Genomic DNA, 11,898 nt, shown 5'->3' with positions numbered 1-11,898 from the left:
GATCCTCCGGTCCTTCGCCCCTCCCGGTCTGCCCCAACTCCTCCAAAGTAGTGGGCCGTAGTGACAACGCACGCCTGTTTGCCGCAAGTGCGCCCTTGACGCGGGAGCGGATGGTAAGGAACCCGTCATCCCCGGAATGAGAGGTTTCGCTTGGCTCGGTTGGGGCATGCGCCCGGCCGTGACGACGATCGAGATCGAGGTCGACGAGGCAGCGCACCCGAGCGGTGATCCCTGGACCGTCCTGCGCATCAGCGGGGAACTGGACCTGGTGACCTCCCCGCTGATACGCCGCCGCGTCCACGACGCCGTCGCGTGCGGCCGGCACGACCTCGTGCTCGACCTGTCCGGTGTGCTGTTCTGCGACTCCAGCGGCGTCGGCGTGCTGATCGCCGCCCGGCGGCTGATGCGCTCGTGCGGCGGGCGGCTGCGGCTGATCCTCCCCGAGGCGGGGGACGGCCACGTCGGCCGGGTGCTCGCCGCGCTCGGCGTCCGACGCCTCTTCGACGTGTACGAGGACGTGCCCGCGGCCCTGTCGGGCGCGCCTACGGCCGAGTCCCCGTCCACGGGGCGGCCGGGCCTGCCGACACCCCGTACCGCTCCCTGAGCCCGCACCTCCGCATCCCAGTGCCGTGACGGTCCGCACCCGGCCGCGCACGGAACGTCGATACCGGGTTGTGTCCTTCGCGGGGGCCGTCACGGCCCGGAGTCGGCCTCCGGCTCCGGTACCCTCCGTGGGATGCGAGTGCTTGTGGGCCCGGATCGCGCCGGTGCCGTCGACCCGGCGGCCCCGGATCCGGGGATGCCCGCCGCTCGCCCCCGGCGTTCGACTCCCCGCGGAGTGCGTCGCACAGTATGGACCATGCGTACTCCTTCGCGCTGGAATATGCCCGAAGCGCTTGTTGCGGTGACTGTACGTCAACCATGCTGTCTCACAAGGGAATCACGTTCCGTAAGGGTGTGTCCGCCGGTTCGGATGGTGTGAACGGTGCAGCTGCTTCAGGTTCAGTTGGAAGTCGGGCCCGACCCGGCAGAGGTGGGGCGAGCCCGGAGGTGGGCCCGGTCACGACTGGCCGGGTCCGGCATAGGAGACGACGAGTCGCTGACCGAGACGCTGGTCCTGCTCATCTCCGAACTCGTCACCAACGCGGTCGTGCACACCGGCTGTCCGGCCGTCCTGCGCATGCTGTTCGCGGCCGGTGGCGACGGGGTGCGGGTCGAGGTCGCCGACGCCAGTGACCGGCCGCCCCGGCCCCGGCGCGCGCACGGCGAGGACACCAACGGGCGCGGTCTGGAGCTCGTGGACGGGCTCGCCGACCGGTGGGGCTGGCAGCGCGAGGGTGCCGGCAAGAGCATCTGGTGCGAGGTGGACCGGACGTCCGCCGCGCCCGTCCCGGTGCCGCTGCCGGTGGACGGCGTGGTGTCGCCCGGACGGGTACCCTGTTGACGGTTCGGCCCGTTTTGCCCACTCTGGGGTGAGCGATTCGCGGCGAGGGGAGCCGAGGGCTGCGTGCCCTCGGCGTGTGCGGGTCGCGGCCGGGTGGCGGCGTCCGTGCCGTGCTCGGGGCGCGCGCGAGCGCGCCGCCGCCCGAAACCCTCCCGTGCGGGCGAGGCATGAGCGGGAGCCGCTGACCGGCGCACCGCGCGGTGCGCCGGAGTCCGCGGGGCGGCCGTTCCCTCGTCTTCTGTGCCACGACCGACAGCGGCTACGGTCCTGGTCATGTCCTATCGCGAGCTCGCCACCCGCCCCGTCCTCGCCTGGTCGGCCGTCACCGTCGCCAGCCGGACGCCGATAGCCATGGCACCGCTCGCGCTCGTCCTCCTCGTACGGGAACGACCGGGCGGCTACTCGCTCGGCGCGGTCCTCGCCGCCGCGTACGTCCTCGGGGAGATCGTCGCCGCCCCCATCATCGGCCTGCGCCTGAACGCCGAACGCGCCCGGCCGCAGTTCGTCGCCGGACTCGCCGTCGGCGCCGCCGCGTTCACGGCCCTCGGGCTCCTCCCCGGCGCGCACCCGGTCCTCCTCACCGCGCTCGCCCTGTGCGCGGGCGCGGGACCGGCCGCCGTCCCCGGCGGCCTGCGGGCGATGCTCACCAGCCTCGTCCCCGAACGGGCCGTCACCCAGGCGATGAGCATGGAGACGATCCTCGTCTTCGGCATCTGGGCGGCCGCCCCCGCGCTCACCACGGGCCTCGCCCTCGGCGTCGACCCCGCCCTGCCGCTGCTGCTCCAGGGCTGCCTGGGCGCCCTCGCCGTCGCCGGGCTGTGGCTGCTGCCGGCCGGCTGGACGAGCGGGCCGCAGGAGAAGGGCGCGTCGGCGCGGCGGGCCCTGCTGCGGGCCTGGCCGGTGTACGTCCTCGGGGCCGCGGGCCTCACGCTGCTCGCGCTCGCCGAGCTGATCCTGCCCGCCCTCCTCGAACAGCGCGGCATCGGCCTCGGCTGGGCGGGCCCGCTGCTCGCCGGGTTCTCGATCGGCTCGGCGGTCGGCGCCTTCCTCTACGGCCTGCGGAGCCGCTGGCCCGGGCCGCTCGCCGTCCAGTCCCTCGTCATGGTCCTCGGGGTGGCCGGGGGCGTCGCCCTGGTGGCGCTGCTGCCCTGGACGTGGGCCATCGCGGTGGCGCTGGTGGCCGCCGGGCTCCTCCAGGCGCCCGGGAGCCTCAGCCGGAACCTGGCGCTGCGCGAACTGCTGCCGCCGGGGGCGCTCGCCGCGGGGTACTCGGTCATGTACGCGGCCGTCGGCGCGGGTTACGCGGCGAGCGGCACCCTCGCCGGCGGACTGCTCAAGGTCGTCGCCCCGTCGACGGCGATCCTGTACGGGGTGGGGCTCACGGTCCTGCTCGCGGTGACCGGCGCCGTCGGCGAGCGCCGGCTGACCCGCCGTCTGCGTACGGAGCGGCAGGGGGTTTCGGACGGGGAGGCGGTCCCGGAGCGGGCGGTCCGGGACGAGGGCGTTCCTCAGGGGGACGCGTCGGCCCCCGTGCGGAACGTGCGCCGGTAGGCGGTCGGCGTCACCCCGATCGCGCTCATCAGGTGCACCCGCAGCGACTGGGCCGTGCCGAACCCGGCGTCCCGCGCGACCCGGTCGACCGGCAGGTCGGTGGACTCCAGGAGGTGCCGGGCCCGCTCCACGCGCTGCTGGGTGAGCCACTGGCCGGGGCTGATGCCGACCTCGTCGCGGAACCGGCGGGTGAACGTCCGTACGCTCATCGCCTCCTTCTCGGCCAGGTCCCGCAGCTGGATCGGCTCGTGGAGCCTGGCGAGCGCCCACGCGCGGGCCCCGGTCGTCGTGTGGGTGCCGGCCTCGGGCAGCGGGCGGGCGATGTACTGCGCCTGCCCGCCGTCCCGGTGCGGCGGTACGACGGTCCTGCGGGCGACGTCGTTGGCGACGGCCGTGCCGTGGTCGCGGCGCACGATGTGCAGGCACAGGTCGATCCCGGCGGCCACCCCCGCCGACGTCAGGACGTCGCCGTCGTCGACGAACAGGACGTCGGCGTCGACCCGTACGGTCGGGAAGAGGCGCTGGAAGTGCTCGGCGGAGGCCCAGTGGGTGGTCGCCGGGCGCCCGTCGAGGTACCCGGCGGCGGCCAGGACGTATCCGCCCGTGCAGATCGCGACGAGCCGGGTGCCGGGCCGGATGTGAGCGAGGGCGGCGGCCAGTTCGTCGGTGAGCCTGCCCTCCTCGTGCACCGGGCCCAGTTCGTAGGAGGCGGGCACGACGACCGTGTCGGCGGTGGCGAGGGCCTCCGGGCCGTGCTCGACGTGGATCGCGAAGTCGGCGTCCGTCCGCACCGGGCCGACGGCCGGGGCGCACGTCACGATCTCGTACAGCGGGCGGCCCCCGGCGTCCTTGGCGCGCCCGAAGATGCGGTGCGGGATGCCCAGCTCGAAGGGGAGGAGGCCGGGCAGGGCCAGGACGGCGACGCGATGCGGCGGCTGCTGCACGGGCGGTGCTCCCTCCGGAAAACGGGTGGTGGTCCAGACCTCTTGGCTGGTAGGACTCGCTGTCCGTGACGGACAACGCGCACGACGACACGTACAAGGACAGCACGTACAAGTCCGCGGCCGCCCCGCGGATTCCCGCACCGGCCCGGCCACCGGCCTCCCTGCCGGCCCCAAGGGTCCCCGCACCGGCCCCGCCGGCCCTCCCGACCGCCTTGTGGAACAGGGACTTCCGGCTGTTCTTCGTCGCCCGGGCCGTCGCCGTCCTCGGCGAGGGCATGGTCCCCGTGGCCTTCGCCGCGGGCCTCCTCGGGGCCGGCCACCCCGGTTCCTCCGTCGGCTACGCCCTCGGCGGCTGGACCGCCGCCTTCGCCGTCTTCGTCCTCTTCGGCGGCGTCCTCGCCGACCGCTTCACCGCCCGCCGCATGATGATCCTCGCCGACCTCCTGCGCCTGCCCGGCGCCGCCGTCCTCGCCGTCTCCTTCGCCCTCGGCACCCCGCCGCTCTGGGCCGTCTACGCCCTCTCCGTGCTCAGCGGGGTCGGCGCCGCCCTCTTCCAGCCCGGCGTCGCCTCCACCGTCCCGCGCATCGCCCCCGACGTACAGCGCGCCAACGCGGTCCTCCGGGTCGTCGAGGCCCTGACGACCATGGCCGGCCCGGCCGCGGCGGGCCTCCTCGTCGCGCTGTGGAGCGCGGGCGCCGCCTTCGGCGTGTACGGGGTCACCTTCGCCGTCAGTGCCCTCTGCCTCACCCTCATGCGGATCGCGCCCGTCCCCTCCGACACCGCGCGCCGGGGCTCCCTCGGCGCCGAAATCCTCGGCGGCTGGCGGGAGTTCCGCGCCCGCAGCTGGCTGTGGGGCGTCATCTCCATCTGGACCGTGTACGGCCTGACGGTCGCCGGGCCCATGGTGCCGCTCACCGCAGGCCTGGTCACCGGGGACCACGGCTCCGCCGCGTACGGCGCGCTGATGGCCGTCAACGGAGCGGGCAGCGCAGTCGGCGGGCTCCTCGCCCTGCGGCTGCGCCCGACCCGGCCGCTCGCCTCCGGCGCCGTCGCCCTCCTCGGCCTCCCCGTGAACCTCGCCCTGCTCGGCCTGGGCGCGCCGGTGGTCCTGCTCGGCGCGGGCCAGTTCGTCGCCGGGGCGGCCTTCGCGTACTGGCTGGTGATGTGGTCGACGGCCGTCCAGACGCACGTGCCGCAGGAGGCCCTGAACCGGATGCACGCCTACGACGTGGCCGGATCGCTGCTGATGATGGGCGTGGGCCGGGCCCTGTCGGGACCGGTGGCGGCGGCCCTCGGCACGGAGGAGGTGCTGCTGGCCGGCGCGGGCATCGCGGTCCTCGTCGTCGCGGCGCTGCTGCTCGCCCGCCCCGTCAGGAACCTGCCCAGGGCCGCCTGACGGACCCGCCCGTGTCCCGATCCGTTCGAAAGCTGTCAGTCGGGCCAATGGTGGGCGGGGTGCGGCGACGGGATGCTCGGTGGCATGGCCCAGACAACCGAGAGCCCCGCCGCCCGCACCCCCGCCGGACCGCCGCCCCCGCGCGTCCACCGCGTCCACCGCGCCTGGTTCGTCGCGGCGGTCACCTTCGTCACGATCATCGGCGCGGCCGCCTTCGCCTCCCTCCCGGGCCTGCTGATCGAGCCGCTGCACGAGGAGTTCACCTGGTCGCGCGGCACGATCGGCTTCGCCGTCTCGGTCAACCTCGCGCTCTACGGCCTCACCGCCCCCTTCGCCGCCGCCCTCATGGACCGCTTCGGCATCCGGAAGGTCGTCGCCGTCGCCCTGTCCGTCATCGCGCTCGGCTCGCTCCTCACCGTCTGGATGACGGCCGCCTGGCAGCTCGTCCTCTACTGGGGCGTCCTCGTCGGCCTCGGCAGCGGCTCCATGGCGCTCGCCTTCGCCGCGACCGTCACCCAGCGCTGGTTCTCCGCCCGCCGCGGCCTCGTCACCGGCATCCTCACCGCCGCCGGGGCCTCCGGGCAGCTGGTCTTCCTGCCGCTGCTCTCCTGGCTGGTCGAACACCACGGGTGGCGGCCCGCCGCCGTGACCGTCGCCCTCGCCGCGCTCGCCGTCGTCCCGTTCGTCTGGCTGCTGCTGCGCGACCACCCCGCGGACGTACGGACCACCCCGTACGGCGGGGAGTGGACGCCGAAGCCCGCGCCCGCCACGGGCGCCGCGCGCCGCGCCGTCACCGTCCTCCTCAAGGCGGCCCGCACCGGACCCTTCTGGCTGCTCGCCGGGACCTTCGCGATCTGCGGCGCCTCCACCAACGGCCTCGTCAAGACGCACTTCGTGCCCGCCGCCCACGACCACGGCATGCCGGTCACCGCGGCGGCCGGACTGCTCGCGGTCATCGGCGTCTTCGACGTCGTCGGCACCATCGCCTCCGGCTGGTTCACCGACCGCTTCTCCGCGCGCCGGCTCCTCGCCGTCTACTACGCGCTGCGCGGCGTCTCGCTCCTCTTCCTGCCGATGCTCCTCGCGCCCTCGGTCCACCCGCCGATGCTGTTCTTCATCGTCTTCTACGGCCTCGACTGGGTGGCCACGGTGCCGCCGACGATCGCGCTCTGCCGCGAGCACTACGGCGAGGACGCGGCGATCGTCTTCGGCTGGGTCCTCGCCTCCCACCAGGTGGGCGCGGCGGTCGTCGCCTTCGCGGGCGGAGTGGCGCGGGACGTCTTCGGCTCGTACGACGTGGTCTGGTACGCCGCGGGCGCGCTGTGCGCGGCGGCCGCCCTGATGGCCCTCGTCATCCGCCGCCCGGAAGGACTCCGCTGATCGCACGGCCGCTCCGGGCCGGGACGCCCGCGAGGCGGGAGGCCGTGTCTCCGCCCGTACGGCAACGCGAAGCCCCCGGGAGGACTCGGCCTCCCGGGGGCTCACGCGGCGCCCGGGCCGCTCAGCCCGCGACCGCCACCGTCGACCGGGTCCACGCGGCACCCGCGTAGTGCCCGGTCCGGTAGGCCGTCACCTTCACGGTGAGCTTCGCCCCGCGCTGCGCCGTCGTCGGCGTGAACCAGGACTTCGTCGCACCGCTGACAGCCCGCCCGTTGCCGTACCACTGGTACCCGTAGCCGGTCGGCGCCGGCGTCCACGCGCCCCGGTTCACGGTCAGCGTCCGCCCGACCCGGACCGTGCCCGTCACGTACGGCGCCGAGGTCGCCCTGGGCGCGATCCCGTACGCGACCGTGGGCCCCGCCGAGGTGTACGCGCCGCTCAGGTGCCCGGTCCGGTGGGCCGTCACCGTCACGGTGAGCTTCTTGCCGAGGACGGACGCGACCGGCACGTACGTGGACGCCGTCGCCCCCGCGATCGCCACACCGTTGGCCCGCCACTGGTAGGCGTACGAGGTCGGCGCCGGCGACCAGTTCCCGACGACCGCCGCCACCTTGCTCCCGACCCGCACGGTGCCGGAGACGTACGGCACCGAGGTCGGCCTGGGCGCGACGCCCTTCACGACCACGCCGCCGCTCACCGCGGTGACCACCGGGTGTCCCGCCTTGCGCGCGGTCACGGCCACCGACAGCTGCTTGCCCTGGAGGGCGGCCGGAACCGCGTACGCGGCCGCGGTGGCCCCCGCGATCGCGACGCCGTTCGCCCGCCACTGGTACGCGTACCCGTCCACGGGCAGCGACCAGGTCCCGGCCTTCGCCGTGACGGTGCCCCCGACGGCCGCTGTGCCGGAGACGGCGGGGGCGGCGGTGGAGCGGAGCGGGGCGACGACGGTGAACGAGCCGCGCGCGTACGTGGAGCCGGACGCGAACACGCTCAGCCCGTACGAGCCGGGGCGCACGCCCGTCAGGTCGAGGGCGACCGTCATGCTCCGCCGGTCGGCGGCGACGGACACGGTCGTGGACCGCAGCCAGGTCCGGCCGTCCGCGCCCAGCACCGCCACCTGGTGGCTCTCGTGCAGGGCCGTGCCGGTGAGCGTGAGGGTGATCCTCCCCGCGCCGCCCGTGGTCGGGCTCACCGCGCCGATGCTCCGCGTCTCGACGCCGCAGTAGGAGAAGGACACGGTGCACACGGCCGTGGCGCGCACGGCCGTGGACGTCTGCGCGGGCCGCTCCGGAAGGCCGATGAGGAGCGTCGACGGCCGCGACTGCCGCGAGGAGGAGTCGGGGACGGAGCAGGTGTACTTCAGGCCCTGATCCGTGTACCACCCCCGGCAGGAGCTGTCCGTGCCCCCTCCGCCGTACAGCCGCGGGAACGGCACCTGTTCGAAGGAGTCGGCGGGAGCGAAGGTCAGGTCGAAGTCGTCGCCCGAGGCGGTGGGCAGCACCGCGCACATCGCGGTCCGCTGCGCGCTGAGGGTGCCGACCAGCGGCCCGAACCCGTAGGTGACGTTCGGGACCCTGACGCACTCGGGCGCCGGTCCGGCCGCCGTGCCGATCCGCAGGGCGTCGAACCCGACGGTGGGCGCCGTGGCCCCGCCCGTCCAGAGGACCACCTGGTAGGCGGCGGAGCCGGTGACGGCGCAGCCCCTGTCGTACGAGTCGCAGACGTACGCCCCCCGCGCGTCGTACGCGGTGAACCGCGCGTTCCGCTCCGGGTCGTGGATGCCGAGGTGCAGCGTGTCCCTCGCGTCGGCCGTCGTCACCCGGAGGCACCGCAGGCTGCCGGGCGCCGGCATGGTGACGCCGGTGTACGGGCCGCCGACGGCCCCGGCCGGGGCCGTCGCGCAGCCGCGCGCCCCGGCGGTGAGGTCGTGGCGGGACACGGTGCGGGTGGTGCCCCACAGGGTGCCGTGGAGGAGGACCGTGTGCGCGAGCCCCGGGGTGAGCGCGCACGGCGTCCAGCCCCCGTCGCTCAGATAGCAGACCCGGGTCCCGGTCGCGTCGAAGACCGAAAGCTCTCCGGACCAGTGCGACGGCCCGAACTGGAACAGCTCGCTCGCGGTGTGGTCGGCGGCGGGGACGGACAGGCACTGGGCGAAGCCCCCCTCCCCGACCGTGACCCGGGCCCGCGGGCTCTCGGCCGTGAAGTCGCCCGCCGGGAGGACCGGGCAGGAGCTCACGCCGTCCGTGCGATGGAACGCGAGGTGATAGGTGCCCGTCATGGTCGGGGACCCGATGAGCGTGCCGTTCATGGTGACCAGCGCGCGGTGCGGGCCGGTGCCCCTCAGCCTGCACACCCCCGCCTCCACGCCGTCCGGCCGGCAGACGTCCCTGCCCGCCGCGTCGACCACCGTCACCTCGGGGGACGGCGCCGGGGAGCCGTACGTCCGCAGGGCGGCCACCTGGGCGCCGGCGGGCAGCGGCAGCGTCAGGCAGTCGACCTCGCCCACCACGTCGAACGTGGCGGTCGTGTTCCCGCCGACCGCGGCGGTGGCGCACCCCGCGCCGGAGGACCGGTCGAGGATCACGACCGGGTGGTCCGTGACCACGGTGTACCGCGTCCCCGCGGCGAGGACGCACTCCTCCGCCCACGCCTGGCACGCCGTACGTCCGTCGGCGGCGTACACGGTGGCCCGCGACGCCCGGGAATGGGCGACGAAGCGCACGTCGTGCGGGGCCGTGGCGGTGGGCGTGAAGGTCACGCACCCCGTGCCGGAGGAGGCGGTGGGTGCCGCGCCGAAGGGATGCACCGACAGCGGGGCGCAGCCCGCGGGATCGGAGAGCCGCCGGATCCGCTGCGTGTACGTGACGGGATAGTGCGCGTCGTCGGACGACACCGTCGTCAGCACGCGGTACTGGCCCTGGCCCGGGAGGACGCAGCCCGGCTCCCCGTCAGGGGCGGAGTCGGGACAGATCTGCTCCCCGGTCTCGTCGGTGATCCAGGAGTACGTCGGACGGCTGTTCTCCGTCCTGTTGTCGACGGTGATCCGCTCGCCCGGCAGCGCGGTGACGTTCTGGCAGAGGACGGCGAAACGGTTCACCGCCGTGGCCGTGACGGGCTCCGCGTCGTAGCGCGTGCTCACCGGGCTGCCGCAGGCCGCGGAGGGCGCGAGCGGGACGACCGCGAACGCCGATGTCGTCCGCGTCGTGGCGGTGTTGACGACGCGCAGGGTGAACGTGCCGGCGCGGCTCGGGCGGCACCATGCGTTGCCGTGGGTGCGCCCGGCGCACTCGACCGGCGTCTCGCCGTCGTAGAGCGCGGCCGTCACGGAGGCGGACGCCTGGCGGGCCAGAAGGTGCACGCCCGGCTTCTCCACGACGACCGCGAAGCAGGCGGCGGCACCCGGTTCGAGGGTGACGCGGGCGATGGCGTCCCCGGGGTCGCCGAGCGGCGCGAGCGGCAGCGCGGGACACGGGTCGGCCGTGGCGGACGGCTCCGGTGTCGGGTCGGCGGACGGCTCGACGGTCGTCGTCGGCTCGGGGGGAGGCTCGGGGGTCGGCTCGCGGGACGGTTCGACCGTCGGTGCGGTGGCCGACGACGAGGGCTCCGGCGTCGGGTCGGGCGTGGGCGTGGGCGTCGGCGTCGTCGGCTCGGGCTCGGGCTCCGGGGCCGCGCTCGCGGGCGGCGCGGACGGCACGGGCGTCGCCGCCGCCGTCCCCGTCGGGAGCAGCGGCGCCACCAGGGCCGTCAGCAGGGCCGGAACCAGCAGAAGCGAGCTGCTGGATCTTCGGGATCTTGTGCGCGAGCGCGCGGAGTTCGGCATGTTTCCGGTCCCCCCCGGAGCAGTGTGCGGCATATGCACGGCACACCCTAGGGCCCCGGTACGACACCCTCCGCTACCGCCCCTGGCCCCCGACGGGTTCGGCGTCCGCCCCCCGGTTCAGGACTTCGCCGTCCGGGCGATCCGGCGCGCGATCTTCTCCGCGTCGCACGCCAGTTCCCGCAGCATGCCGCTGATCGGGTTGGTGAAGCCGGTGAAGTAGAGCCCCGGCGCCTCGCGCGGGCAGCGCGCCCCGCGCACGGAGGGGCGTCCGGACCCGTCGAGCACCCCCAGGTGGCCCAGGAGCGGTTCGAGGCCGCGCCGGTAGCCGGTCGCCGCGATCACCGCGTCCGGGGTGATCCGGCTCCCGTCCGCGAGGACCACCTCGGCCCCGTCGAGCGACTCCACGGCGGCGACCACCTCGACCTTCCCGGCCCGCAGGGCGGCGATCAGGCCCACGTCCTGGACCGGGACCGCGCCCTCCCGCTGGCGCGTGGCGAGGCCGGTGTCCGGCCGGGGCAGCCCGTAGGGGGAGAGGTCCGGCGTCCCGAACCGGGCGAGCAGCGCGCCCAGCCGGTCGACGAGGGCCGCGGGCAGCCGCCGGATCAGGATGCCCGAGCGCTGCGCGGGCCAGCCGAGCGTCGTCCGCCGCACGATGTGCGGCACGGTCCTGACCGCGAGCCGCACCCGCCCCGCGCCGCCCTCCGCGAGGTCGGCGGCTATCTCGGCCCCGGTGTTGCCGACGCCCACGACGAGCACGTCCTTGCCCGCGTAGGGCCCGGGGTTGCGGTAGGCGCGGGCGTGGTCGAGCTCGCCCTCGTACGACGCGAGGCCCGGCCAGTCGGGCACGTGCGGGGTGTGGTTGTAGCCGGTGGCCACGACCACGGCCCGGCCGGTGAGTCGCCGCCCGCCCGTCGCGTGCAGGACCCACTCGGACCCGGCGCGTTCGATCCGGGTGACCTCGACGCCCGTCACGATCTCCAGCTCGTGCTTCTCCGCGTACGTCTCCAGGTAGCGGACCACGTCGGCGCGGGCGACCCAGCGCCCGAACGAGCGGGGCATCCGCAGGCCGGGGAGGGCGGAGAGCCGCCGGGTGGTGTGCAGCCGCAGCCGGTCGTAGTGGGCGCGCCAGGAGGCGCCGACGGCGTCGGACTTCTCCAGGACGACCGCCCGCACGCCCCGGGCGCCCAGGGCGGCGGCGACGGCGAGTCCGCCGGGGCCGGCGCCGATGACGTACACGGGGTGGACGGTGTGTGGAGGCGGTGCGAGGGGGGTGGTGACCATGAATGCTGAGCGTAATGACGTGTACACGCTGTGGGTCTCGGTCAAGAGGGGTTTCGGTTGCGAATCGGTCACGCCGCCCGC

8 protein-coding genes are annotated in these 11,898 nt (G+C 75.2%); 5 read left to right on the top strand and 3 right to left on the bottom strand.

The features are described from left to right. Positions 1–187: 187 nt before the first annotated feature. From ACWDVG_RS03450 to ACWDVG_RS03440, 3 genes are all read left to right on the top strand, one after another. On the top strand, positions 188–604 hold the full coding sequence (locus tag ACWDVG_RS03450) for an STAS domain-containing protein (RefSeq protein WP_451696158.1): 417 nt from the start codon (positions 188–190) through the stop codon (positions 602–604). Positions 605–985: 381 nt separating this feature from the next. After that, the gene (locus tag ACWDVG_RS03445; RefSeq protein WP_451695737.1) at positions 986–1,444 is read left to right on the top strand and encodes an ATP-binding protein; all 459 of its coding nucleotides are present in this window, start codon (positions 986–988) and stop codon (positions 1,442–1,444) included. A 273-nt stretch (positions 1,445–1,717) separates the two neighbouring features. Next, entirely contained in the window at positions 1,718–2,995 is a 1,278-nt protein-coding gene (locus tag ACWDVG_RS03440; RefSeq protein ID WP_451695735.1) for an MFS transporter, read from the top strand. Here the strand turns inward: ACWDVG_RS03440 and ACWDVG_RS03435 are convergent. Further along, complete coding sequence (locus ACWDVG_RS03435) at positions 2,953–3,939, bottom strand: GlxA family transcriptional regulator (protein WP_451695733.1); 987 nt, start codon at positions 3,937–3,939, stop codon at positions 2,953–2,955. The genes ACWDVG_RS03440 and ACWDVG_RS03435 overlap by 43 nt on opposite strands. Before the next feature lie 59 nt (positions 3,940–3,998). On the opposite strand from ACWDVG_RS03435, the gene ACWDVG_RS03430 reads away from it, so the two are divergent. Then, complete coding sequence (locus tag ACWDVG_RS03430; RefSeq protein ID WP_451696156.1) at positions 3,999–5,336, top strand: MFS transporter; 1,338 nt, start codon at positions 3,999–4,001, stop codon at positions 5,334–5,336. An 84-nt stretch (positions 5,337–5,420) separates the two neighbouring features. Then, entirely contained in the window at positions 5,421–6,716 is a 1,296-nt protein-coding gene (locus ACWDVG_RS03425; RefSeq protein WP_451695731.1) for an MFS transporter, read from the top strand. 121 nt (positions 6,717–6,837) lie between these two features. Here the strand turns inward: ACWDVG_RS03425 and ACWDVG_RS03420 are convergent, their stop codons facing one another. Then, complete coding sequence (locus ACWDVG_RS03420; RefSeq protein ID WP_451695730.1) at positions 6,838–10,536, bottom strand: hypothetical protein; 3,699 nt, start codon at positions 10,534–10,536, stop codon at positions 6,838–6,840. A gap of 117 nt (positions 10,537–10,653) precedes the next feature. Then, on the bottom strand, positions 10,654–11,817 hold the full coding sequence (locus ACWDVG_RS03415) for a flavin-containing monooxygenase (protein ID WP_451695728.1): 1,164 nt from the start codon (positions 11,815–11,817) through the stop codon (positions 10,654–10,656). Positions 11,818–11,898 lie beyond the last annotated feature (81 nt).

It is taken from the genome of Streptomyces sp. NPDC003327 (assembly GCF_053589515.1).
Note: the sequence above shows the minus strand (reverse complement) of the source record. Positions and strands in the feature narration are given on the sequence as shown.

Excerpts from the sequence above, each read along its gene's own strand:
- ACWDVG_RS03440 (WP_451695735.1), top strand. The coding sequence starts at position 1,718 with ATGTCCTATCGCGAGCTCGCCACCCGCCCCGTCCTCGCCTGGTCGGCC.
- ACWDVG_RS03425 (WP_451695731.1), top strand. The coding sequence starts at position 5,421 with ATGGCCCAGACAACCGAGAGCCCCGCCGCCCGCACCCCCGCCGGACCG.
- ACWDVG_RS03420 (WP_451695730.1), bottom strand. The coding sequence starts at position 10,536 with ATGCCGAACTCCGCGCGCTCGCGCACAAGATCCCGAAGATCCAGCAGC.
- ACWDVG_RS03415 (WP_451695728.1), bottom strand. The coding sequence starts at position 11,817 with ATGGTCACCACCCCCCTCGCACCGCCTCCACACACCGTCCACCCCGTG.